19 protein-coding genes are annotated in these 24075 nt (G+C 60.1%); 14 read left to right on the forward strand and 5 right to left on the reverse strand.

The window, feature by feature from the left end; genetic code table 11:
* The first annotated feature begins 6 nt into the window (after positions 1-6).
* On the forward strand, positions 7-1395 hold the full coding sequence (locus tag G518_RS36300) for an amidase (protein ID WP_169457987.1): 1389 nt from the start codon (positions 7-9) through the stop codon (positions 1393-1395).
* Between the two features lie 188 nt (positions 1396-1583).
* Here G518_RS36300 and G518_RS0121680 read toward each other — a convergent pair whose 3' ends face one another.
* Positions 1584-1832 (reverse strand): hypothetical protein, encoded by a 249-nt coding sequence (locus tag G518_RS0121680; RefSeq protein WP_028604331.1) that lies wholly within the window; start codon positions 1830-1832, stop codon positions 1584-1586.
* 219 nt (positions 1833-2051) lie between these two features.
* Positions 2052-2729: a pentapeptide repeat-containing protein gene (locus G518_RS0121685; RefSeq protein WP_028604332.1), complete on the reverse strand. Its 678-nt coding sequence runs from the start codon at positions 2727-2729 to the stop codon at positions 2052-2054.
* Between the two features lie 144 nt (positions 2730-2873).
* On the opposite strand from G518_RS0121685, the gene G518_RS0121690 reads away from it, so the two are divergent.
* A complete protein-coding gene (locus G518_RS0121690) occupies positions 2874-3785 on the forward strand; it encodes an alpha/beta hydrolase (protein WP_245598074.1) in 912 nt (303 codons plus the stop codon).
* Positions 3786-4127: 342 nt separating this feature from the next.
* On the opposite strand, the gene G518_RS0121695 is transcribed toward G518_RS0121690, so the two are convergent.
* Together G518_RS0121695 and ssb are read right to left on the reverse strand one after the other, a co-directional pair.
* Entirely contained in the window at positions 4128-4565 is a 438-nt protein-coding gene (locus tag G518_RS0121695) for a hypothetical protein (RefSeq protein ID WP_028604334.1), read from the reverse strand.
* Between the two features lie 645 nt (positions 4566-5210).
* The gene (gene ssb / locus G518_RS0121705) at positions 5211-5771 is read right to left on the reverse strand and encodes a single-stranded DNA-binding protein (protein WP_028604336.1); all 561 of its coding nucleotides are present in this window, start codon (positions 5769-5771) and stop codon (positions 5211-5213) included.
* A 236-nt stretch (positions 5772-6007) separates the two neighbouring features.
* Here ssb and G518_RS36305 point away from each other — a divergent pair, with 236 nt between their 5' ends.
* Together G518_RS36305 and G518_RS38700 are read left to right on the forward strand one after the other, a co-directional pair.
* On the forward strand, positions 6008-7384 hold the full coding sequence (locus G518_RS36305; protein WP_084652106.1) for a chloride channel protein: 1377 nt from the start codon (positions 6008-6010) through the stop codon (positions 7382-7384).
* 243 nt (positions 7385-7627) lie between these two features.
* A complete protein-coding gene (locus G518_RS38700) occupies positions 7628-11113 on the forward strand; it encodes a Kelch repeat-containing protein (RefSeq protein WP_051237229.1) in 3486 nt (1161 codons plus the stop codon).
* Positions 11114-11187: 74 nt separating this feature from the next.
* Here G518_RS38700 and G518_RS0121720 read toward each other — a convergent pair whose 3' ends face one another.
* Positions 11188-12096 carry a LysR family transcriptional regulator gene (locus tag G518_RS0121720; protein ID WP_036595587.1) on the reverse strand — a complete coding sequence of 303 codons (909 nt, stop codon included), beginning with the start codon at positions 12094-12096 and terminating at the stop codon, positions 11188-11190.
* A gap of 215 nt (positions 12097-12311) precedes the next feature.
* Here G518_RS0121720 and G518_RS0121725 point away from each other — a divergent pair, with 215 nt between their 5' ends.
* From G518_RS0121725 to G518_RS0121770, 10 genes are all read left to right on the forward strand, one after another.
* Positions 12312-14432 carry a thiamine pyrophosphate-dependent enzyme gene (locus tag G518_RS0121725; protein WP_028604338.1) on the forward strand — a complete coding sequence of 707 codons (2121 nt, stop codon included), beginning with the start codon at positions 12312-12314 and terminating at the stop codon, positions 14430-14432.
* Complete coding sequence (locus tag G518_RS0121730) at positions 14429-15907, forward strand: indolepyruvate oxidoreductase subunit beta family protein (RefSeq protein WP_028604339.1); 1479 nt, start codon at positions 14429-14431, stop codon at positions 15905-15907. The genes G518_RS0121725 and G518_RS0121730 overlap by 4 nt, the downstream gene beginning before the upstream one ends.
* A gap of 32 nt (positions 15908-15939) precedes the next feature.
* Positions 15940-17085 (forward strand): ABC transporter substrate-binding protein, encoded by a 1146-nt coding sequence (locus G518_RS0121735; RefSeq protein ID WP_028604340.1) that lies wholly within the window; start codon positions 15940-15942, stop codon positions 17083-17085.
* Positions 17086-17091: 6 nt separating this feature from the next.
* The gene (locus tag G518_RS0121740; RefSeq protein ID WP_028604341.1) at positions 17092-18228 is read left to right on the forward strand and encodes an alpha-hydroxy acid oxidase; all 1137 of its coding nucleotides are present in this window, start codon (positions 17092-17094) and stop codon (positions 18226-18228) included.
* Positions 18221-19093: a branched-chain amino acid ABC transporter permease gene (locus G518_RS0121745; protein WP_028604342.1), complete on the forward strand. Its 873-nt coding sequence runs from the start codon at positions 18221-18223 to the stop codon at positions 19091-19093. Before G518_RS0121740 ends, G518_RS0121745 begins: the two co-directional genes overlap by 8 nt.
* Positions 19090-20022, forward strand: a complete 933-nt coding sequence (locus G518_RS0121750; RefSeq protein ID WP_028604343.1) for a branched-chain amino acid ABC transporter permease — start codon at positions 19090-19092, stop codon at positions 20020-20022. Before G518_RS0121745 ends, G518_RS0121750 begins: the two co-directional genes overlap by 4 nt.
* On the forward strand, positions 20023-20772 hold the full coding sequence (locus G518_RS0121755) for an ABC transporter ATP-binding protein (RefSeq protein ID WP_028604344.1): 750 nt from the start codon (positions 20023-20025) through the stop codon (positions 20770-20772).
* Positions 20769-21479, forward strand: a complete 711-nt coding sequence (locus G518_RS0121760; RefSeq protein WP_028604345.1) for an ABC transporter ATP-binding protein — start codon at positions 20769-20771, stop codon at positions 21477-21479. The genes G518_RS0121755 and G518_RS0121760 overlap by 4 nt, the downstream gene beginning before the upstream one ends.
* 134 nt (positions 21480-21613) lie before the next feature.
* Positions 21614-22693 carry an enolase C-terminal domain-like protein gene (locus G518_RS0121765; protein ID WP_028604346.1) on the forward strand — a complete coding sequence of 360 codons (1080 nt, stop codon included), beginning with the start codon at positions 21614-21616 and terminating at the stop codon, positions 22691-22693.
* A 214-nt stretch (positions 22694-22907) separates the two neighbouring features.
* Complete coding sequence (locus tag G518_RS0121770) at positions 22908-23846, forward strand: hypothetical protein (protein WP_169457988.1); 939 nt, start codon at positions 22908-22910, stop codon at positions 23844-23846.
* Positions 23847-24075: the final 229 nt, after the last annotated feature.

Consider the following 24075-nt stretch of genomic DNA (forward strand, 5'->3'; position numbering starts at 1 on the left):
CGCGGCATGGGAACAAAGCATGATTTATTGCGGCCTGCGCCAACTCGTCTTCCTGACGCGCGGACCATCAGCCAACTTGTCAATTCCGGGCAAGCGCCATTTGGAGAATTTGCACAGCAATCGAGGGCACGTATTGCCGAGCTTGAGCCAGGCTTACACGCCTGGAGTTTCATGAGCACGGCATCGGCTTCGAAGACCGCTATTGCCCATACCCTCCCCACCGGGAATTTGCCATTGGCGGGCGTGCCCTTTGGGGTCAAAGATGTTATTGACGTGACGGGTATGCCTACGGGTTGTGGCACCCCTTTGCATGGGCATAGCGAGGCACCTTACGATGCAGTTTGCGTGGCTCTGCTACGTCGTGCGGGTGCGATTCCCGTTGGTAAAACCGTGACGGCGGAGTTTGCTTACGCGTTCCCGGGTCCCACACGAAACCCTTGGAACTCAGGCCATACCCCAGGCGGATCGTCAAGCGGTTCCGCTGCAGCGGTCGCTTCAGGTAGCGTGCCGCTGGCCTTGGGAACACAAACAGGCGGGTCCATCATCCGCCCTGCGGCCTATTGTGGCGTGGTGGGGTTCAAGCCGACATTGAAGCGGGTTAACGCAGGGGGCATCAAGTTACTTAGCCCGACGCTGGACACACCCGGATTTTTTTCCCGTACCGTGGAAGATGCCTCGCTGGCAGCCTCTGTCATCGTTCCAGGATGCTCGGTGGCTGCCCCGAAATTTTTAGCACCGCGTAATCTGTACGTTGCGGCCATGCGATGCGAGGCTTTGGGACCACTGCAGGCTGAAGCGAAGAAGGTCTTTGAATCTGCTGCACGCACGCTACAGCAGGCGGGAGCAAGCGTGAGCGATTTGAGTCACGATCACGAATTTCAAACGCTAAGCCGGTTGCATGGCATCGTAATGAAGTATGAAATGGCACGCTCTCTGCTGCCAGAGTGGTCTGCTTCACCCAGCGCGTTCAGCCCGGTTCTCGCGGCGCTTCTGAAGCAGGGCTGGGAGATCAGTGACGAAGAGCACCAACGGGCCCTTGCGCTTGCGGATGAACTCAAGCTTAAGTGGCAGGACAAACTGAAGGACTACGATTGTGTGCTGACCCCTTCGGCAGAGGGCCCTGCCCCGGCAGGCCTGTCTTCGACGGGGCAGTCCACATTCAATCGCGTCTGGACGCTATTGGGTTGGCCCGCACTTCACTTGCCATTGGATTACTCAAACACTGGATTGCCATTGGGAGTTCAACTGGTCGGCAAACACGGCCAGGATTTTTCCCTGTTGCAAATGGGAGCTTTGCTTCACCCTTTGCTAGACAAGCGACCGTCGAAAGATAGCGTTGAAATCAACACTACGACGCGCTTGCCACAGAAAATTCAGGCCAACCAAGGGCGCTAACCCTAACCGAGAGGAGACATGGATTGAGTGACAACCGGGCTCGTTGTCGAACTAATGCACCTTAGGAGTGGGAAGTCCTTAGGGACTGAAGCAGTCTCTCCTCTTGCTCGAAATCGGTTGTTCACAAGCCGTTGTCATCAGAGAAACCAAAAAAGCAGCAACGAGCACATTTCTCTGGCTCTCCACAATCAGAGACTCAAAGCAGCCTCCAAGCGGCTCATTTCTTCTTCCAGAGTCCCGCGCTGCCGGAAACGCAGTCCTGCCCGGTCGTACCAGTTTTCCGCGTCCTCAAGGTCGCCCTCTTGCAGATGAAGCAAGCCATGCAGCCATGCGGCAAGCAGGCCTTCGTGGTGCTGGACGCGATCGTGCGCAGCATTCCATTGCCCTGCCCGCATGAGGGAGAGGATGTCGCGCAGATTCGCGTTGGCGTTGCTCATATTGGCTTCCTCTTCGGTCACGGCAGCAGAGCCTGCTGCACGGGGTAGCTGTTCACCTACTACGTCATGCCCAGACTCTTGCTGCTCTTCATGGCAAGGTATTGCGGTCACATCCGCGCCCCACGGCTGGACCCTAGTCTACTTAGCATACGCCCACTGAATCTCCTCACCGACCAGAGATACCAGGTGCACGTAGGGACCAACAAGGCGGACTTCACCTCAGACGACATGCACACCCAGGCCGTTAAGGAGTTGCTGCGCCTGGTCGCTGGAGATCGTGGCGCCCTTGAACACCAGCGCCAGCTCCTGTACGGTAATGCTGCCGAGCCTGGCTTCGCGCAGATCGGCACCATCGAACTTGGCAGCTTTCAGGTTCGCATCCGTCAGGCTCCCGCCTTCAAACACGGAGTCTCTGAAGTCGCACCCCGCAAGATCAGCACCGGACAGGTCTAAGCCCTCCAAGCGCTGCTTACGGAACGATACGCCTCGCAAATCGGCGCCGACCAGGCGACATTGCCGAAGGGTCAGGCCGAGCGTTTGCGCCTCGCGGAAGAAAGCGCCATCCAATTTGCAGTCGGTATAGGTCACCGAAGGCATCCTCGCGCGCAGCCAAGTGGTCATGTGCAGGTCGCACGCGTCAAAGCTGGCACCGGTCAAGTCAGCCAGCGCGAAATCGGCTCTGCCAAGGCGGCAACTCTCCCACCTGGTGTCAGACAAGCGAGCGCGGGTGAGGGATGTCCCCGCCAGACTGCAGGCTGTGAACCGCAGACCACTCAAATCCAGCGAGGCAAGGTCTTCTCCATCGAAGGTGCATTGCTCGAACTGTGTGGCGCGTTCGGGGCTGGAAAGATGGCGCGTGAGCTCATCACGGGTAAGCGTACTTTGGCGAATAATCATTGGGAACTATTGTGAGCGGTGCGGCGGCGGCGTTGGCAGGCCGTCGCCTAACCGCCCATACGCTTAAGGTTATTGTGCAGCGCTGTTGCACCAAGTTGAAGTACGTATATGAATCCAAAAGCCGTTTAATGGCGTATGGACTACATGCCTATATTTTCTAAACTTTCCACACCTGTTAACCGCCGCCTAGGCCTCATGGGCATCGGTTCCGCCATCGCTACCCTGTTGTCCGGCTGTTCTGGTGCTCAGGTGCTGAACCATCTAGTGGCCCGTGACTCCTACCACGGCTCCACGGGCTTGCCCTACGGGCCCGATCCGCGGCATCTGCTGGATGTGTACCAGCCAAACACCGGCACGGTGCCCGGCAATGCACCGGTGGTGCTATTTTTATACGGTGGTAACTGGACGAGCGGCGAGAGGGCGGAGTATCGTTTCGTGGGCGAAGCCCTGGCAGCTAACGGCATCATCGCTGTGGTGGCTGATTACCGGCTGAGTCCCCACGTGCAATACGACGGCTTTCTGAGCGATTGCGCGTTGGCCCTGCAATGGACCCTTTCGCATGCAGCCAGCCTGGGAGGTGACCCTGCACGGGTGATGGTCATGGGCCATTCCGCCGGAGCTTACAACGCCTCCATGCTAGCGCTGGACCGGCGTTGGCTGGCGCCTTTAGGCTTGACACCCAATCGCCTTGCAGGCTGGATTGGGCTGGCCGGACCATACGACTTTTTGCCGATTCGCGACCCCGAGGTACAGGTTGCTTTTGGCTGGCCGCAAACTCCGGCTAGTTCCCAGCCCATCTTCTACGCCAACGCCAAAGCCCCCCGCACCCTGCTGCTGGCCGCGCGCAACGATGCGGTGGTGGATGCGCAACGCAACACCGTCGGCCTGGCGAACCGGTTGCGGGCTGCGGGTACCGAGGTGGATATGCGGATCTTTGACAACATTGGCCACGTGACGACAGTCGCCGCCCTGGCCCGGCCCCTGGACTGGTTAGCTCCGATACTGCCGATCGTCGTGGCCTTTGTGCGCGGGGAGTCACTGCCGAAGGCGGATTAGGGCGGACTAACGCTGGCAAGGCTCCGAGCCAACACGTCTTTTGAAACGCAGGAAGAAAGCCCTTGCCTTCAGGAACGCTGGCACCAAGGAAAAAGCCCCAAGTGACGAACACTCAGGGCCTGATTGCGGAACCTTGAAAGAGGTCTGGCTTCAGAACGGATATATCTACTTTTTTCTGTCAGCTTCTCAATCGATGTGAGTGAGTGAAGGCATCATTTATGCTGGCCGCTCCTAGGAATGTTAACAAGTCTGTCGTTTCCGACCGCTTGTTGACGATTCTGCCTGTGTAGTAGCGGGACGGCCACGGACTCCTGAAGGTCAGCGCTCCGCATGGGGGGCAGGTCATGCATGGCGCAACGCCGCCACGTCGCCGACCTGCACTTGCATGCGCCGAAGCCCCTCTACGAACGAATCGATGGCTGCCGGAACCGAGCCGAATTCAACGGTCGCACACTGAGTAGCACGCCGAGATTGGTCATTGGAAGCCTCGTAGACAGTGACATGCACGAGCAGATGTCCGCTGCCGTCCTTGCAGGACAGACGCACCTTCGCACCACCGTAGCCGTGCAGGCCATCGCCGCCGAATTCATATTCTCTTGTGTCATCCACCGCACGAGGGAATCCCTCGATTCGCTGCGCAAACTTCGCCGGCTCGTCAAGCGCGGCATAGAACGAAGTCTCGCCCGAAAATTTGGCGCTGCAGGCGCTCAGCGAGAGTTCAAGCATGTCGTCGTCGAACCAGACGACTTCAACAGCGAGCTTCGGAACGGAGTTGGTCATGTGCGAGGAACTTTCGGCGCGGGCAAGTGCGCTTTAACCCTGGGATTGTCCGGCGCGTCGGATGCCATGGCGCTTCATAGCGCGACGACCTGCGGTTCTCCGCGTTGACGGTCGGCAGGGCAGCGTGCCCTTTCGACCGCATACGCACCCGCTCGAGCGACGCGACCTTCGCGGGGAGCGGCGACGTCTCGTCACGATGTGGGGGCAGGCCATCGAGCGATTCTTGGCTTAGGGCGGACAGTTTGCAGAGCGCCTCAATTTGGCCAAGCTCCAGCATCCTTCCCTCGGCGAAGCGAGCGTCAAGGTCGACGCCGAGGTGGTCCAAAACCAGCTTGCCAACCATGACTACCCGCGTTGCCTGAGCCAACGTGGCGGACGCCCGATTGAGTGCGCGCAGTTCAGTCAGCACGAACAGGGTCGGCTCGAACAGGGGTGCCCCGGTAGGGCCGTCAAGCAAGAGCGGGAGTCGCTCCCCGGACTCGCAGACAAGATTCCTTACCCTGTAGCGCGGCGACATGTTGTCGTTTCTAAAAAGTATTAGATAAGCACAATCCTAGCCGCGTTCAGAAAAACTGTAAGCAAGAAAAAAGGCCCGTGGCATGAGCGCCACGAGCCTTTTGTTTACGAATCCAAAAAAAGTGGAGTCTAGAACGGAATGTCGTCATCCATGTCGTCAAAGCCAGAAGAAGGCTTCGCGGCAGGCGCTGGGGCCCGGGGTGCAGGTGCGGGTGCTTGCCGTGGGGGTGGTGCGGCGCGGCGAGGTGCGTCGTAAGAATCACCTCCGCCTTGACTGTCTCCACCACCATAGCCGCCACCGCCGCCGCCGTAGCTGCCTTCGTCGCCACCACCACCGGGAGCGCCCATACCTTGGCGGCTGCCCAGCATCTGCATCTGGTCTACGCGCACTTCAGTGCTGTAACGCTCTTGGCCGCTCTGAGCATCTTGCCATTTGCGGGTGCGAATGCTGCCTTCAACATAGATCTGCGAGCCCTTGCGCAGATACTGGCCGACGATTTCAGCTAAACGGCCGTTAAACACCAGGCGGTGCCACTCAGTGTGCTCGCGCTGTTCGCCGCTGGCTTTATCTTTCCACTTGTCTGTGGTGGCCAGCGTCACATTGGCCACCTGATCGCCGCTGGGAAAGCTGCGCATCTCTGGGTCGCGCCCAAGATTGCCGACGAGAATGACTTTATTGACCGATGCCATGACTTTAATTCCTGCGCGAAAAAACGAAAACGACTAGTGTCGTGGATTGGAAGTTCGTGGATAAAAAAAATTCGTCGAAATCTGCGTCAAGCTAGGAGCGAACAGCAGTGATACCAAGTGGTATCGCGAGGAGTTGTGACGACGCATGGCGCTGATTCTCGGCGGATTTGTCCCGCGAACTTCTGATTCACGACACTATTGATTGTGCCAGTAAGTGCCGTGCCAGAATCAACTACATGAAGGGTGAACCGGATTTCCTGCGCCGCGTGCGCGATGAGATGACCGATTCGCGGGTCTGGATTGATCGGCTGGTGATCGGTGTTTTCGCTTTGCTGGCGGGCCTCTCGGTTGTTTTATTCACCCTTTTGGCGGATGCCGCGTCGCAGTTGTTCGGCGCAATGTCTGCCAAAGGCTGGTGGTGGCCGCTGTTGTGGACACCCGCCCTCACGGCGCTCGTTGTCTGGGCATTACGCTGGATGCCAGGTGCCGGAGGATCGGGCCCACCGCAGGTGATGGCCGCACTGGACTCCAATTTTGATGTTCAAGGGCGCTCTGCCCTGGTATCACTCAAGATCTCTCTGGCCAAAGTGCTCGCCGTGGTGGGCGCTCTTTTAGCAGGCCTTTCCGTGGGCAGGCAAGGCCCCTCGGTGCAGATTGCGGCCGGGGTGATGTATTCGGCGCGCAGGTTTCTCTCACCTCGCTCAGGCATCACGGCCCGGGAACTCATCGTGGCCGGAGGTGCGGCAGGCATCGCGGCGGCATTCAACACACCGCTGGGTGGTGTGGTATTTGCCATCGAGGAGCTCTCCCGCAAGCTGGAGACACGCTCTTCGGGCTTGATGCTGGGCGCAATTGTCATTTCTGGTCTGGTGGGTGTAGCGGCGTTCGGCAACCTCTCCTATTTCGGACGCATCCGGATCGAGCGGGTGGGCTGGGGCGTCTTTGTGCCCGGGATGCTGCTGGCTCTGAGTTGCGGGCTCTTGGGTGGCCTGCTGGCCCGACTTCTGTTCGCATCCTTCAAAGGCCTTCCTGACCGCTTTTGCGCCTGTCGCCGGAAATGGCCGGTGAGGTTTGCGGCTGTGTGCGGTCTGGCAGTCGCCGTGATCGGCCTTCTGACCAACGGCACCACTGCGGGCGGTGGTCATGACCATACCAGGGCACTCCTCGGTGGAGAGGAAAACGGCATTCCCCTGTTGTGGACCTTCCTGAAATTCATCGCCACGTGGCTAACGGTATGGTCAGGCGCCCCAGGTGGGTTGTTCTCACCCGCGCTCGCGATGGGAGCGAGCCTGGGCCACGACGTCGCCCACCTGATGGCGCCGGAGTACGTCACGGTTCTCATGGCGCTGGGCATGGCGGGTTTTCTCGCTGCGCTGACGCAGACACCCATCACCGCCATGATCATCGTGATGGAAATGGTCGACGGCTACGCCATGGTCCTTGGACTGATGTCCAGTGCGTTGGTGGCAAGTCTTGTGTCGCGCATGATCAGCCGGCCGCTCTTCAGCACGCTCGCAGAGCATATTGTGCAGCGCACCATGTCGAGAAATTACGGGCATCCACACGACCCACGTGGCGAGGCAGAGCATCCAGTGAAAAGCCCGCTCATGTAACAAAGGCGTCCTGCGAAACGCATTTAATAGATTTATTACGATTAATCGGGTAGATTGGAGGCTCCGGTATCAGTTCATGTACGGGAGTAACAATCCATGTCATCGGCCAGTTTTTTCAGTGGAAGAGGACTTGCTCCCTCCCCTCATGTTTCCGGCTCCGGCCTCGGCAAACATGTAACCGGCAGGCTCCCGCGACTTTGGGAAGTTTTCAGCAAGTTTGTCTTGTCAGACAAGCAAATACTCATGGCCGTAATGCTGATGGCCTGTACGTTGTGGGCCGCGCAGGCGCAAGCGCAAACATGGCACGCAGCGAGCAACCTGACCACGCCTCGGCACTCGCACACCGCAACGTTGCTGCCCAATGGGAAAGTGCTGATCGCGGGGGGCCTCGGCAGCAGCGGTGCGCTCACAAGTTTGCAGGTGTATGACCCAGCAAGCAATAGCTGGAGCGCTGAGGGCGAGCTGACAACGGCTCGGACATATCACACGGCGACGCTGCTGCCCAATGGCAGGGTACTGCTTGCTGGAGGGCAAGACGCCCACGGCAATGCTTTAGCAAGTGCCCAGATGTATGACCCGGCCAGCGACAGCTGGAGCGCGACCCCCAGCCTGACGGCTAGGTACTCGCACACGGCGACGTTGCTGCCCAGTGGCAAGGTGCTGGTCGCGGGGGGGCAAGGCGCCAACGGCAATGCCCTGGTGAGTGCCCAGATGTATGACCCGGCCAGCGACAGCTGGAGCACGACATCCAGCCTGACGGCCAGGTACGCGCACACAGCGACGTTGCTGCCCAATGGCAAGGTGCTGATCACCGGGGGACAGGACACCAACGGCAATGCTCTGGCGAGTGCCCAGGTGTATGACCCGGCAAGCAATAGCTGGAGCGAGGCGAGCAATCTGACCGCCAGGTACTCGCACACGGCGACGCTGCTGCACGAGGGAAAGGTACTGATCGCAGGAGGTCGGGACAGCGGCGGCGCGCTCGCGAGCGCGCAGGTGTATGACCCGGCGGCCAATAGCTGGAGCGCCGCGACCGGCATGACGGCCACGTACTCGCACACGGCGACTCTACTGCCAAGTGGCCGGGTGCTGATCGCGGGGGGTCTCGGCAGTGGCGGGGCCCTCGCAAGCGCTCAGCAGTATGTTCCATGGCTCAATTACTGGTCTTCAGCGGAAAGCCTGTCGGCAGCCAGGGGTTCGCACACAGCGACGCTGCTACCCGATGGCAAGGTGCTGATCGCAGGAGGGATCAACACGGTTTATCTCGCGAGCACAGAGGTGTATGACGGTAACCCAGTGAGCAATAAATGGAGCGATGCGGGCACCATGCTCACGATTAGGTCCTGGCCCACAGCGACGCTGCTGTCCAATGGCAAGGTGCTGGTCGCGGGAGGGTCTCCGGGGGGGTCCGGCAGCGGCCCTTATCTCGCGAGTGCGGAGGTCTACGACCCAGCGAACAGCAGTTGGAGCGCAACGGGCAGCCTGACGACGGCTAGGCAGATGCACACTGCGACGCTGCTGCCCGATGGCAAAGTACTGGTCGCGGGGGGAGTGGGCAACGGCGGCATTCTCGCAAGTGCGGAGTTGTATGACCCGGCTAGCAACAGCTGGAGCTCAGCCGGTAGCATGACGACGGTTCGGTCCAGGCACACGGCCACACTACTACCCAATGGCAAGGTGCTGATCGCGGGAGGGATCAGCACGCGCTATCTCGATAACGCGGAAGTGTATGACCCAGCGAGCAATAGCTGGAGCGCAACGGGCAACCTGACGGAGGCTCGGGCATATCACACGGCGACGCTGCTGCCCAATGGCAAGGTGCTGATCGCGGGAGGCGACAACAGCTCCCTTGGTTATCTCGATAGCGCGGATCTATATAGCCCGGCGAGCAATAGCTGGAGCGCGGCGAGGGGCATGATGACGGCTCGGCAAGCGCACACGGCGACGCTGCTACCCAATGGCAAGGTACTGATCGCGGGGGGGGTCGGCAACAACGGCACTCTCACTAGTGCGCGGGTGTATAACCCGGCGAGCAATGCTTGGAATGCAGCGGCCGATCTGACGGTGGCTTCGCAACTGCATACCGCAACGCTGCTGCCCAACGGTAAGGTGTTGATCGCGGGGGGAATCGACAGTGCCAATAAGATCCCTTATCCGCGCGTGTATGACCCTGCGAGCGATAGCTGGGGTGCAGCGAGCTCCAGCTCTAGGACAGAGAGGTACAGGCATACGGCCACGCTACTAACCAATGGCAAGGTGCTGCTCGCGGGAGGGGTCGGCAACTCAGGTCCTGTCAACATTGCGGAAGTCTTCTCAAGTGCGGCGGATGTTCCTCAAGCACGTATCCCCGTGCTCAACGCGCCTGGGGGCAACGTGCTGACCCCAGGCAGCAGCGTCGTACTGGCCGGCATCCTGCTACACGGTGATAGCGAAGCCAGTGGTGGTAGCGCCAGTACCTCAGCAAGCAATCTGCCCCTGATGCAGTTGCGACGACTCGATAGTGACGCAGTAAGCTGGTTGACCCCTGCTCGCTCTACGGCAACTTCATATACCTCCACAGCCTTGCCCCTGCAGCCTCTACAAGCCTATGCGGGTTGGTATTCAGTGACCGCCTTTGTCAATGGAATTGCCTCCAATGCCGTGTTGATGAAAGGCCCGCTGGTCGCGCATGCCCCCGGCAGCGTCGTACCCAAGGCAGGCAATGCCGCCGCACTCGTGAGCTTTGCGGCACCTGCTGATGATGGTGGTGCTCCGGTGACGGGATATTTGGTGAGAGCCTATGCGACTACCAATACGATGATCGTCGCACGCCAAGAGTCTTGCGCTAGCCCTCAATGCGTTGTCACTGGATTGGTCAACGACACCTCCTACGTGTTTACAGTCAGCGCGACCAACGCAGTGGGCGAAGGCGCGGCCTCGCCATTCAGCGCACCTGTCACACCCAACGCCACGGCTGATGCACCTACTTCCTTGAGTTTCATCACCGGTGATGGGCAGGTCACCCTCAGTTGGACGGCACCCGCTCATGTGATTGGCAGCACCGTCACGGGTTACACCGCGACGGCTTACACCACCGGAAACCCGCCGCAGGTGGCCGGCACCTGCAGCACTTCGGCCGCACTTCCTGATGCGCCGGCCACGACCTGCACCATCACCGGGCTGGCCAATGGCACGCCGTACAACTTCACGGTGCAGGTCAACACCACCGCGGGCCCAGGTGCCAATACCGGCACCACGGTGCCGGTGGCGCCGGTGGTCAGTGTGAACCTGCCAGGGGGCGCGAACTTACCCAACGGCAGAGTTGGCCAAAGCTATGGCGCCAGCATCACACCTGCGGGAGGCGCTGCGCCCTACCACTTCACTATCAGTTCCGGCCAGTTACCTGCTGGTCTGAGTGCGGCCATGTCCCCAGACGGCGCTTCTATCCTCATCACCGGTACGCCGACTCTGACCGAGACGCAAACCTTCACGGTCTCCATCTCTGACAGCACGGTGCCTGAGGTGACCTTGCTGAAGGCCGGGCCCACAGTTCCGACGCTGGAGCAGACTTTCAGCATCACGGTGGAGGCCGCCGTCATCATCCCAGTGGACCCGGTCAACCCGGTCGACCTGGTGGCCACAAAAATTGCTGCTGTTCCCTTGTTTGATGGCGCGTGGGAGAAGCTGCTGTTGTGCCTGGCGTTGATGGGGGCTACTGTGTTTGCTCTGCGCACGCACAGAGTGAGGTGATGGGGCTCTGAACCAACTGGTTTCTTCCCCCGGCTCGCGGCTCGCTCACCGCGAGTCAGGTTGTTGCATGGACTTCAGAGCTTGCTCAGGGTCTTGATCACCTCTTCACGCAGCCAGCGATGGGCTGGAGAGCTTTCAGCCCGTGCATGCCAGTGAACCCGCACTTCAAAATCTGGCAAGGCCACGGGGATTTCGACTTTCTTAAGCTTTCTCTGGCTGGCAAAGAGCCCGGCTACGCGCTCCGGCAGGATGACCATCAGGTCGCTGCCTTCCACCAAACTGGGCAAAACTGAAAACTGAGGCACCAGCGCCACGATGTTGCGCCGGATGCCGCGTTGCGCAAGCGCTCCTTCAATAAGGGCGTGCCCCGAGTTGGGCGACGACACCATCACGTGGCGCGCCCGCATGAAGTCTGCGAGTTCCAGTATGCCGTGCGCCATGGGGTGCTCTTCAGATACGAGGCAGACGTAGCGCTCGGTGAAAACATGGGCTTCCCGCGTGTGTTGGTGCAGATTTGGAAGATTTCCCAAGGCAAGGTCCAGCGCGCCGGTCGAAAGCTCCTCCATCACGGTATCTGACAGCTGCACAAACTCGGCCTGCAGCTTCGGCGCGACGGTCTGAAGGTGCCTCAGCAGCGGAGGAATGAAAAACAGCGCACCGATGTCTGAGGTGGCGATGCGAAAGCGCCGCGTGGAGCTGCCGGGATCAAACCCCTGCTGGGCTTCGAACGTGCCCTCTATGGCCGAAAGCGCAACGTTGACCTGCTCAAAGAGCCGCTCAGCGGCCGCAGACGGGATCAACCCATGCGCGCCACGTGCAAATAGCCGATCTCCGTAGAACTGCCGCAACCGGGAAAGCGCGTGGCTCACGGTGGGCTGCGTCAGCCCCAGGCGCTCCGCTGCCTGCGTCACGCTGCGGGTCTCGTAGATGGCCACGAAAGCGCGAATGAGATTGAGGTCAAAGAGTGGCGCTTGATCGCTCATAGATTCTATCGATATGTAACAGACATTGTATCGATAGGAAGAATGAAAGGTCGAACATAGCATTCGCTTAAACCTAGAAACGACAGTTGGACGCGCCAGAGCAGGTTGTCATCGGAGCAAAAAAGCTACTCCGCATGCGGCTTTCACGAGGATCACAAGCGGTCAACTGCCGTTTCTAGGTTTTACCCACGAAATAAAAAGCAGGAGACAAAAAAATGGAGCGCTCATTTGCCGGAGAGGTTCGGTCGCTCGCACTCGGAAAAGGCCAGACCTTCCACGGCGAAGGCATTCTGGCTGTGACCAAGGCGCTGCTGCAATCCGGTGTGAGCTACATCGGCGGCTATCAGGGCGCACCGGTTTCCCATCTGATTGATGTCCTGGGCGATTCGCGCGACCTGTTGGGCGACTTGGGTATCTATTTCGAGGCCAATGCCTCTGAAGCCGGGGCTGCAGCCATGCTGGGCGCCTCTATTAACTACCCCGTACGTGGCGCTGTGACCTGGAAAAGCACCGTGGGTACCAACGTGGCTTCCGACGCGCTTTCCAACCTGGCTTCGGCTGGCGTGAAGGGGGGAGCGCTGGTCATTCTGGGCGAGGACTACGGCGAAGGCTCCAGCATCATCCAGGAGCGCACCCATGCGTTTGCGATGAAGTCGCAGATGTGGCTCATGGACCCCCGGCCAAATCTCACATCGATTGTGAATTCGGTAGAGCAGAGCTTCGATCTCTCCGAGGCCAGCAATACCCCCGTGATGATGCAACTGCGCATTCGCGCCTGCCACGTACACGGCACCTTTGAATGCAAGGACAACCGAGGTCCCAAAATCTCGACCCGGGCGCCTATTGAAGCGCCGATTTTCGATTACTCGCGGATCAACCTTCCTCCTTCCATCTATGAACACGAGCGTCAAAAGGTGGAAGAGCGTTGGCCCGCCGCAGTGAAGTTCATCCGAGAGCACAAGCTCAATGAGCACTTCGATGGCGATCTGAGTGATGTGGGCATCGTGGTCCAGGGCGGGCTCTACAACGGTGTCATCCGCGCGCTTCAGCAGCTGGGCCTGGCCGATTCATTCGGAGTTTCACGTGTGCCGCTGTACGTGCTCAATGTGGTGTACCCGCTCGTGCCGGATGAGTTCCTTGAGTTTTGCAGCGGCAAACGCGCCGTACTGATGGTGGAGGAAAGCCAGCCCAATTACATAGAAGAGTCATTGCAAGCCGCGCTGCGCCGTGCGAACGCAGCGACCATCATGCACGGCAAAGGCATCCTGCCAATGGCCGGTGAATACACCGGTGAAGTCCTGATGCCGGCCATTGCACGCTTTCTGGAAAAAGCAGCGCCCGAAGGCTTGGATACGCGCCAGGCCATCGCTGCCGCCAATGCAATGAAAGATGCCAAAGAGCGTTCCAAGGAAGCGCTGGGTTCTCCAGTGCCCACCCGCCCTCCAGGTTTCTGTATTGGCTGCCCGGAGCGCCCGGTTTTCTCCGCTATCAAACAGTTGCAAACGGAGATTGGCAACGTGCATGTGAATGCCGATATCGGCTGCCATACCTTCGGCACACTGCCTCCGTTCAACGTGGGGAGCACGGTGTTAGGTTATGGCTTGGGCCTGGCCAGCTCTTCAGGCATTGGGGCACTGCTACCCAACCGCACCATCAGCATCATGGGTGACGGCGGCTTCTGGCACAACGGGTTCACCAGCGGCGTAGTCAACGCCGTCTACAACGGGCAGGACTCCGTGTTGGTCATCCTGAAGAACGGTTACACCTCGGCCACCGGTACACAGGCCATTCCATCTTCACCGACACATCCAGCCGCAAAGCCACTGACCCTCGACATTGAGAAAGCCATGCGAGGCGTGGGTGTGAAGTGGATCCGCACGGTCAGCAGCTACCGCGTTGAAGAAATGGTAGAGACCCTGCGCGAAGCGATGACCACTTCCGAAGGCGGGCTAAAGGTGATTCTGGCGGATGGTGAGTGCCAGCTCGAGCGCCAGCGCCGGACCAAACCGCAAGTGGCGCAAAAGCTGAAAGACGGCGAGCGCGTGGTGCGAACGCGGTTCGGCATCGACGACGATGTGTGCACAGGCGATCACTCTTGCATCCGCCTATCAGGTTGCCCTTCCCTCACTATCAAGCCCAATCCCAGTCCATTGCGCGTGGACCCGGTGGCTACGGTAAACAACGGATGCGTGGGCTGTGGACTCTGCGGTGAAAACGCGCATGCCGCCGTGCTGTGCCCCTCGTTTTACAAGGCGGAGGTGGTGCAGAACGCTACGCGGTTCGAGCGCTTTATGGCGCGCGTGCGCGGTGCAGTACTTGAGAGGCTTGCGGCATGACGCGCCCGGTTTGCATTCTCGTGGCCGCGCTCGGCGGTGAAGGCGGTGGCGTGCTGGCCGATTGGCTGATAGACGCTGCCACGCACGCCGGTTACCCCGTGCAAAGCACTTCCGTGCCAGGGGTGGCGCAGCGCACCGGGGCCACCACGTACTACGTGGAGATCTACCCCTGCCCGCGCCATGAACTGGGCGGCCGTGAGCCTGTGATGTCGCTGACGCCCACACCGGGCCAGCTGGATCTTGTGGCCGCCTCCGAACTCGTAGAAGCCGGGCGCTCCATTCAGGCAGGCTATGTGGATCCCGAGCGGACCACGCTGGTGACCTCCACGCACCGAGAGTACGCGGTCTCTGAGAAGTCTGCCATGGGCGATGGCCGCTACAACAGTGACCGCATCGTGGATGCAGCGAACCAACGCAGCCGCCGCGCCGTGATATTCGACATGCGCACCCTCGCGCAAAGCAATGGCACCGTCATCAACACCGTGATGTTTGGAGCCATGGCGAGCTCGGGTGTTCTGCCTTTTGACCGCACCGCGTGCGAAGAGGCCATCCGCCGCTCCGGCAAGGCTGTGGAGGCCAGCCTGCGCGGTTTCGCAGCTGGGTTCGATGCCGCGCAAGGCCGTCTGACCGCTGCCGACAAGCTCAATGCCACGGTGCAGGCCAAGCCTGCCGTTTCGCCGCGGGTCGCCATGCTGCCGCCAGCATTGCATGAAGTGGCGACCGCTGGGGTAGCGCTGACCACTGATTTTCAGGACGAGCGCTACGCCGATTTTTACCTGGATCGTGTGCAGCGGCTCGTCAGCAAAGCCGAAGGGACCGAGACTGGCCTGGCGGCTGCCGTTGAAGCCGCCAGGTATCTGGCGCTGTGGATGTCGTATGAAGATGTCATTCGCGTCGCCCAGCTCAAGACCCGGCGAGAACGCCTGCAACGTGTGCGACGCGAAGTGGGCGCCCGAGTGGGAGAACCCATCCGGATGACCGAGTTTCTTAAACCAGGTCTGGACGAGATCGCCTCCGTTTTGCCCCCCACGCTGGCGGCGTGGTTACGCCGCAAGGCAGCTGGCCGTCAGTGGCACCGCGGCATGTATATCCGCACCGACACCATTCGTGGCTTCCTCATGCTCTGCGGACTGAGAAGCTTGCGCCCGCTGCGACGGCACATGTCCCGTTATGTGGAGGAGCAAGCCGCGATTGAACTCTGGCTCGCTGCGGTGGAAACCGCCACGCCCGCCCCTCTGGGACTTGAGATTGCGCTGTGCGGCAATCTTGTCAAAGGTTATGGCGAGACCAGCCGCCGAGGCCACCGCAATCTGGATTTGATCCTGAAGCAGGTCGCCGAAGGCGCCTCAGCGGAAAAAGTAAAAGCAGCACGCGTGGCCGCGCTGGCCGACCCAGAAGGCCGCCAACTCTCAGCGGCTGTGGGGCTGCCGATTGTGCGACCTATACAAATCATCAGACGAAAGCCTTCCAACTAGTTCCCCACCCTCACGATTCAAAGGAGACAACCATGAAAAATAATCGCAGAACCTTCATCGCTGGCATCGCACTGGCATCCCTGGCTACTGCTGCGATCGCCGCAGACGGCCCCATCAAGATCGGTGCAATCGTGTCCGCCACTGGCCCGGCGTCTTTCCTGGGCGATCCCCAGCAGAAGACGCTGGAGTATTACGTGGCCAAGATCAATGCGGAAGGTGGCGTACTGGGCCGCAAGCTGAGCCTTGTCTTGTACGACGATGCCAGTGACGCGAACAAGGCCAATGCCTTTGCGCGCCGACTGATCATCCAGGACGAGGTGGACATCATCCTGGGCGCATCAAGCACCGGCTCAACCATGGCGATGGTGCCGCAGATCGATGCCGCCAAGATCCCCAACATCTCGCTGGCTGCGGCTTCCGTGATCGTGGAACCGGTAAAGCCCTTCGTCTTCAAGATGCCTCACTCAGACCGCATGGCGGCCTACAAGGTGCTGGAAGACATGAAAAAGCGCGGCTTCACGCAGTTCGCGCTTCTGTCTGACACCGGCGGCTTCGGAAAATCAGGCCGCACCGAGACACTGAAGGCCGCCGAAGCACTGGGTATGAAGGTCGTGGAAGACCAGACCTACGGCGAGAAAGACACCGACATGACGCCGCAGTTGACGCGCGCAAAGTCATCTTCTGCACAGGCTATCTTGCTCTTCGGTACCGGCCAGGCTCCCGCGATCATTGCGCGCAACTACCAACAACTTGCGATCAAGCAACCGCTCTACACCACCCACGGCCAGGCCTCGCTGGAATTCGTGCGCATTGCAGGCAAGGCTTCGGAAGGGGTACGCATGCCCTCTCCCGCCCTGCTGATCGCCAAGGCCTTGCCCGCCAACGATCCACAGCGCAAGGTGAGCGTGGACTACGCGACCAACTACGAAACGAAGTTCAAATCTGACGTTTCCACCTTTGGCGGATACGCGCACGACGCGCTTTACCTGGCGGTAGATGCCATCAAGCGCGCAGGTGGCACCGACAAGGCGAAAGTCCGGGCGGCGATTGAAACCACGAAAGGTTTCGTGGGTGTGAGCGGCATCTACTCGATGACTGCGCAGGACCACATGGGCCTGGACAATTCAGCCTTCCGAATGGTGGAGATTGTGAACGGCGCCTTCAAAGAAGTCCGCTGATTTTCCATGATGCTCCGGACTGCTGATTTCCGGACGCGCGCGCGCTCCCGGCTGCCCCGCTTCGTCTTCGACTATGTGGACGGGGCAGCCGAGGACGAGCAATGCATCGTCCGCAACGAGACAGACCTGCGCTCGCTTCACCTGCTGCCCACGTGCTTGCGGGATACGACGGAGCAAGACGTGTCCATTGAGGTGTTTGGTCAGCGGTGGGCGGCTCCCGTGGGCATCGCGCCAGTGGGCTTCGCCGGTCTTGTGCGCCCCGGAGGGGACGCCATGTTGGCACGTGCGGCAGCTTCTTGCAGGCTCCCTTTTGTGCTGTCCACCGCATCAAATGAGCGCCTGGAGCATGTGCGTTCTGGCGCGGCCGTTGGTACGCAGTGGCTGCAGCTTTATGTCATGTCAGACCGCGCGATCGCCGAGCAGATGGTGCGCCGGGCGAAGAACGCGGGGTATGGCGCGCTTGTTCTGACCGTGGACGTGCCTGTAAGCGGTATGCGGGAGCGGGATCTGCGCAACCGGTTCAAGCTGCCATTCCGCCCGGGAGTGCGCACCCTGGCTGATCTGGTGACTCACCCCGCGTGGTCGCTCTCCATGGCGTTCGCAGGGTCACCGGGCTTCGTCAATCTCGCGGATGGCACAGGACCTACGTCGCCTCAGTTGCAAGCTGCGCTGCTCGCAAGAACGATGGACCGTAGCCTGACCTGGGAATCGCTCAAGTGGCTGCGCAGCCTCTGGGATGGCCCGCTGCTGGTGAAAGGCCTGCTGCACCCGGAGGATGCGAAACGGGCGCTCGCGCATGGAGTAGACGGCGTCATCGTCTCCAACCATGGAGGGCGTCAGCTCGACTGCGTGCCTTCAACGATCTCCGCACTCCCGGCGATCGCCCAAGCCCTGGATGGACGGGTACCCATCTTCATTGACGGTGGATTCCGCAGGGGGAGCGATGTGGTCAAAGCGATCGCGCTTGGCGCCACGGCAGCCTTTGTAGGCCGGCCTGCCATCTGGGGCCTTGCCGCGAACGGCGAAGCCGGCGTTGCAGCCACCTTGCGTCTTTTCATCGAGGAAATCAGCAGAACGATGACGCTCCTAGGAGCTTCACGCATTTCCGACATTCAACCGCTTCACGTACAAAAAAATGTCTGACCTCCCACAGTTCCTTTTCTCGGGCCTGACAACAGGCGCGGTCTACGCGCTTGCAGCCCTGGGTTTCTCACTGATCTACAACTCCAGCGGTGTCATTAACTTCGCTCAGGGCGATTTTCTGATGCTGTCGGCCATGCTCACCGCCACACTTCTCACCAAGGGCATGGCGCTTAGCGGCTCGATTGCCATTGGCATCGCCGTCACGGTGCTGGTGGGCGTGCTGCTCTACCGATTAGCGATACAGCCCGCTGGCAACGCGGATGTGGTGACGCTCATCATCATCACCATTGGGGCTTCGATCTTCATACAGGGTGTGGTTCAGGTGACCTTGGGCAAGAACCAGCAGGTTCTTCCTCCGTGGACGGGCGACGCACCTCTGCAGATCCTGGGTGCCTACGTGTTGCCGCAGGCGCTTTGGGTGCTAGGCACGGCGGCAGTTTTGGTGGTGGGTTGCGCGATTTTCTTCAAGGGCACGTTGACGGGCAAAGCCATGTTGGCAGTAGCCGCCAACCGCATGGCCGCCATGGCTGTGGGCATTCCCGCCAAGCGCGTGCTTCAGCTCTCGTTCGGCCTCTCCGCACTGCTGGGCGCGGTGGCCGGAGTGGTGTCTGCCCCTATCACCACCACGGTGTATGACATTGGCCTCATGCTCGGGATGAAGGGTTTCGTGGCGGCCACCCTGGGCGGCCTGGGCAGCGGTGTGGGCGCCGTCGTGGGTGGTCTTCTCGTTGGCATTCTGGAGGCACTGGTGGCGGGCTACATCTCGTCAGCCTACAAGGATGCAGTGCCTTTCGTGCTCATCATTTTGTTGCTGCTCGTGATGCCTCATGGCTTGTTTGGATCACGCAAAACGGACCGCGTATGAACCAGCGCCTCCCACTCATCCTGACGGCGCTGGCGCTGATCGCCCTGCCCTTCGCGCTGCCGAACAACTTCATGCTCGACATCGCGATCCGCATTGGCCTTGCCGCCATTGCCGTGATTGGCCTCAACCTGCTGATGGGCTTCGCCGGGCAGATCAGCATCGGGCATGCGGCCTTCGTGGCCATTGGTGCGTATGGAAGCGCCATCGTGGCGACCCGCTTCGGCTGGCCGCCTTTGCTTTCGATCCCTGCCTCTGCAGTGGGTGCAGCCATCGTCGCCTGGTTGATCGCCAAGCCCATTCTCAGGTTGAAAGGTCACTCGCTGACCATGGCCACGCTGGGCCTTGGCGTGATTGTCAATATCGTGCTCATCAATGAAGTGGACTGGACCGGCGGGCCCGACGGCATGCCCGTGCCACCGCTGGCTTTTGGCAGCTTTGCGCTGGTGAAACTTGGCCACTGGTACATCTTGGTAGCAGCGTTGCTATTCGTGGCCATCGTGCTCTCTCTCAACCTCTTTGGCTCGCCCGCTGGCCGAGCTTTGCGCGGGCTCCATGGCTCTGAATACGCGGCCCGGGTAGTGGGAGTTGACGTGAGCGCATTCAAGGTGCGCGTGTTCATCGCCTCTGCTGTCTTCGCTACGGTATCGGGCAGCCTCACCGGGCACTATCTGGCGTTCATCAGCCCGTCGATCGCATCATTTGCGCACTCGGTGGAGTTGGCCACCATGGTGGTGCTGGGCGGAATGTCCAGCACTTTCGGCGCGGTGCTGGGCGCCGCGCTGCTGACCATGCTTCCTCAACTCGTGGGCGGTCTTCATGGCTACGAAGCCATTGTGTTTGGACTGGTGCTGATGCTCACCATGATGTTCATGCCCAAAGGCCTGGTCCCATCGATTGCCCTGCGCCTCAAGAAGAACAAGGGGAAATAAGTGCTCGCTATCAAATCCCTTTCCAGGAGCTTCGGCGGAGTGGCCGCTGTTGACAATGTCTCCTTCGACGTACAGAGCGGCCATGTGCACTCCGTCATCGGCCCCAATGGCGCAGGCAAGACCACTCTTTTCAATCTGATCAGCGGTGTGTATGAACCTAGCTCAGGCGAAGTACTGCTGGACAACACCCCGATCAACGGCCTCCCACCGGAAGAGCTGGCGCGCCGCGGTATGTGCCGAACTTTCCAGAATTTGCAGATCTGCATGAACATGACCGCGTGCGAAAACGTCATGCTCGGCGCGCATCTGCACGCCAACACAGGGCTTTGGTCAGGCCTTCTGGGCTTGACGCGTGTCGCTGACCGCAAACTTGAAGCGCGCGCCTTCGAGCTGATGGATTACGTGGGCGTGGAAAGCGCCCGCCACGCCCACGCCACCCAGCTTTCCTTTGGGGTGCTGAAACGCCTGGAGATCGCCCGCGCGCTCGCCGCCAATCCCCGCCTTTTGCTCCTGGATGAACCAGCAGCAGGCTTGAACGACAGCGAAACCCACGCCGTCGGCGAGCTCATCCGCAAGATCGCATCGGGAGGCACCACCGTGCTGCTGGTGGAACACGACATGAAGATGGTGATGTCGATCTCCGACCATATCGTGGTGATGGACCAAGGCAAGAAGCTCGCAGAAGGCACGGCGGAGCAAGTTCGCGACAACCCTGCCGTGGTCGCGGCCTACCTGGGAGTCGACGCATGAGCAACTCAACCGTTCTGAAGGTCACCGGTTTGACCTCCGGCTATGGGCGCATTGAAGCCTTGCGCGGGGTTGATCTGGAGTTGAAGGCTGGCCAGTTGGTAGCGCTCGTAGGCGCCAACGGTGCGGGCAAAACCACCTTGCTCAGAACCCTCTCCGGGTTGATCACAGCGCGAAGCGGCTCCGTGGAGTTGCTAGGGCAGGAGATCACGCGCCTGGCAGCGGAAGCGCGGGTTCGTCGCGGCCTGGCCCAGGTACTGGAAGGCCGGCAGGTGTTTGGGCCGCTCTCGGTGCTGGACAACCTGCGCCTGGGTGGCTATACCCACAAGCCCGATCCGGATCGCATTGAAGAGATGTTCAATCTTTTCCCCATCCTGCGAACCAAGAAGGACCAGGCGGCTTGGCAACTCTCAGGAGGGCAGCAGCAGATGCTCGCCATGGGCCGGGCTCTCATGAGCCGCCCCAAGGTGCTGTTGCTGGATGAACCCTCGATGGGCTTGGCGCCTCTTCTTGTGAAAGAGGTGTTTCAGGTCATCAAGCGCTTGAAGGACAGCGGAGTGCCCATCTTGCTGGTGGAGCAGAACGCACGCGCCGCGCTCGCCATCGCAGATCACGGGTACGTACTCGAGACGGGGCGCATCGCGCTATCTGGCCCGGCTGGCGAGCTGGCAGCAGACGAACGCGTCCGCTCGGCTTATCTCGGCATATGAGGCGCTCCCAAGGCCTAGGACCGTGTTCATGTTCCTACGCTCATTCAGAGCAACGCCTGCGGCTTGCTCAGCCGCCTTTTGATTTTCTGCGTTTCATCCGCTGAGGGTGGCGCTCAACACCTTGGAGAACTGAAATGACCGCCCCCTGCATTCAATCCATCGAAGCACGCGCAGTCAATGTGCCTCTAGAGTTTCCAGTCAGGACAAGCGTGGGTATCGTAGACACGGCACCTCTGGTCCTTATCGATCTGAAAACCAATGCGGGCATCGTGGGCCGCAGCTATGTGTTCACCTACACACCGCTCGCACTGCGGGCCACCCTTGAAATGGTGCGCTCACTGGGAAGCCTGCTGACGGGACTGCCACTGGCGCCCGCCGACCTGGACGCCCTCTTCTCGTCTCGCCTCAGGTTGATTGGCAAAACCGGCTTGAACCAGATCGCCTGCGCGGGCCTGGATATGGCTGTGTGGGATGCCCACGCTCAGTTCCTCGGACGCCCGTTAGTGGAAGTTTTGGGCGGTACGCGCAAACCCATTCCCACCTACGACAGCCACAGCATGGATGGCATAGAACTGGGTTGCCAGCGGGCTGAGCGGTCAGCGAAAGCGGGCTTCAAAGCGATCAAGACAAAGCTCGGCCACGCCACATTGGAAGAAGATATCAAGATGATTCGCGCACTGCGCAACACGGTGGGCCCGAACATCCAGATCCTTGTCGACTACAACCAGGGCCTCACGGTACCGGAGGCGATTCGGCGCATCCATGTTCTGGAAGCTGAGGACCTTGGGTGGATTGAGGAGCCTGTCATTCAGGAGAACCTGCGCGGTTACGCGGAAATTCGCCGCCGCACGCGTACCCCCATCCAGATGGGCGAAAACTGGTGGGGCCCGGGCGATATGCAGAACGCGCTGGAAGCAGGTGCCTGTGACCTTGCAATGCCCGACGCCATGAAGATAGGAGGCGTAACGGGATGGATGAAGGCCGCCGCGCTGGCGCAGGTGTATGGCATTCCCATGTCCAGCCACGTCTTCGAGGAGTTCAGCGCACACCTCATGCTGGTGACACCCACCGCGCACATATTTGAGCGCATGGACCTGGCAGGCCCCATTCTGGCCAGATCCGTTCAGTACGAGAACGGCCATGCCGTTCTTGACGACACGCCAGGCGTAGGCATCAGTTGGAACGAGAGCGCTGTGCAACGCTACGCGGCCTGAGTATCTAAGTATTTCAGCGCGGAAATGACACCCTGAGCACATTGGCCGTCGTTGTGAACTGACCATATGAGATTGGCCGCCGATGAGACTTATTTGGCATTGGCGCAGTGTTTGGCATCCCATTGGGCAGATTCTCAAAAGAGCGAGACCGGACTGCGCCGCGTTGAAAATCTGGACCATAGAATCGTCTCCATCATTCCGAGAACGAGGCGATGTGAACTTCTTTAACGCACACACTGAACGCGGTTTCGACTTGAGCCGCCGTCAAGTGGGCCAATCGGCACTGGCAGCCTGTGTCCTGGTCGGAGTGCCTGGCATGGGAGCTTTCGCGCAACAGCCATCTGCGCTTCTCAACACGTTGCTACCCTTGCAGAACGATAGCGTGATGGTGGTGCAACTCTGGCCGACCCTGACCGAACAAGTACGTCGCGCGGCAGTGGTGTCCAGGTGTGATCTGCCCAAGCAAGAACTCACCCAAATTGAATGGGACGCCACGTTCCAATCTCTCATCGCTCAGGACGCACGAGGCTTTCATAAGATTCCGCTGTTCAACCGTTTTTTCATTCAACCCTGGGTTCGATCCATCGAATCCGACTGGGCAGCACTTTCAGCGCAGGAGAAAAAACGCTGGACAGACTGGCTGGCCAAACCCGAGGCCAAGCCGGTTCTGCAGAGCCTGCGTGCGGAGCAGTTGATTGAGATCATGGCCAAGGACAACTGGGCAGTGGACGACCGCACAGGCAAGTGGATTGCGACCGCACCCATTCTGGTTGCACAGGCGCTGACCGACATCGAGATGAAGGAAGTGTTCGACCGTGCCGTGGCGCAAACCAATAACGCACTAGGCAAGCAATGGAGCCGTGTGAAGCCTTTTGCAGCCATGAGCCCGGAAGATGCCAAGTGGCTCACGCCGCTCTCAAAGGCGCTGCATGAGAATGCACAGAAGATCTACGACAACTTCGAGAAACTCGCCACACGCCGCTGGCCAGAGCGCGAGACCTGGTTGAACGGCGACCTGGGCAACGTGCCTGCGCTATGCGAGTTCTCGATCAAAGGCGACGCGGCCAAGGAATTCCGTGAGGCCGCGTTCAGCTTCAACATCCGCGACTACGCACCTGCGACGTTTGCGCATTACTGTGGGAAACGCGGTTAAGGCAACGCTACGTTGTCCCGGTTTTTCTTTCCCCAAAAGGGGAAAGACTAATAATTCGAAGGCCGAGCGAAGCAATGGCCCGAGTGAGGCTCCCCACCCCTTGAGGCCGTGCCGAGGAGCACAGGGCAAGGGGCGGGCAAGAGCACTGAAAGATGCTCTTGCTTCAAGAACTAGCTTGCGGCAGCTGTTTGAACGTAGTGAGCGAAGCGAAAGAAGAGAGTTCTGCCGC

This window comes from Ottowia thiooxydans DSM 14619, from assembly GCF_000422885.1.
Taxonomy (GTDB): Bacteria; Pseudomonadota; Gammaproteobacteria; order Burkholderiales; family Burkholderiaceae_C; genus Ottowia; species Ottowia thiooxydans.

Bases quoted from the DNA above. Each gene is read 5' to 3' on its own strand.
- G518_RS38700 (WP_051237229.1), top strand. From the start codon at position 7,628: ATGGCCGTAATGCTGATGGCCTGTACGTTGTGGGCCGCGCAGGCGCAA.
- G518_RS0121725 (WP_028604338.1), top strand. From the start codon at position 12,312: ATGGAGCGCTCATTTGCCGGAGAGGTTCGGTCGCTCGCACTCGGAAAA.
- G518_RS0121750 (WP_028604343.1), top strand. From the start codon at position 19,090: ATGAACCAGCGCCTCCCACTCATCCTGACGGCGCTGGCGCTGATCGCC.
- G518_RS36305 (WP_084652106.1), top strand. From the start codon at position 6,008: ATGAAGGGTGAACCGGATTTCCTGCGCCGCGTGCGCGATGAGATGACC.
- ssb (WP_028604336.1), bottom strand. From the start codon at position 5,771: ATGGCATCGGTCAATAAAGTCATTCTCGTCGGCAATCTTGGGCGCGAC.
- G518_RS0121690 (WP_245598074.1), top strand. From the start codon at position 2,874: ATGCCTATATTTTCTAAACTTTCCACACCTGTTAACCGCCGCCTAGGC.
- G518_RS0121680 (WP_028604331.1), bottom strand. From the start codon at position 1,832: ATGAGCAACGCCAACGCGAATCTGCGCGACATCCTCTCCCTCATGCGG.
- G518_RS0121720 (WP_036595587.1), bottom strand. From the start codon at position 12,096: ATGAGCGATCAAGCGCCACTCTTTGACCTCAATCTCATTCGCGCTTTC.
- G518_RS0121685 (WP_028604332.1), bottom strand. From the start codon at position 2,729: ATGATTATTCGCCAAAGTACGCTTACCCGTGATGAGCTCACGCGCCAT.
- G518_RS0121735 (WP_028604340.1), top strand. From the start codon at position 15,940: ATGAAAAATAATCGCAGAACCTTCATCGCTGGCATCGCACTGGCATCC.
- G518_RS0121745 (WP_028604342.1), top strand. From the start codon at position 18,221: ATGTCTGACCTCCCACAGTTCCTTTTCTCGGGCCTGACAACAGGCGCG.
- G518_RS0121695 (WP_028604334.1), bottom strand. From the start codon at position 4,565: ATGACCAACTCCGTTCCGAAGCTCGCTGTTGAAGTCGTCTGGTTCGAC.
- G518_RS0121765 (WP_028604346.1), top strand. From the start codon at position 21,614: ATGACCGCCCCCTGCATTCAATCCATCGAAGCACGCGCAGTCAATGTG.
- G518_RS0121730 (WP_028604339.1), top strand. From the start codon at position 14,429: ATGACGCGCCCGGTTTGCATTCTCGTGGCCGCGCTCGGCGGTGAAGGC.
- G518_RS36300 (WP_169457987.1), top strand. From the start codon at position 7: ATGGGAACAAAGCATGATTTATTGCGGCCTGCGCCAACTCGTCTTCCT.
- G518_RS0121740 (WP_028604341.1), top strand. From the start codon at position 17,092: ATGATGCTCCGGACTGCTGATTTCCGGACGCGCGCGCGCTCCCGGCTG.
- G518_RS0121760 (WP_028604345.1), top strand. From the start codon at position 20,769: ATGAGCAACTCAACCGTTCTGAAGGTCACCGGTTTGACCTCCGGCTAT.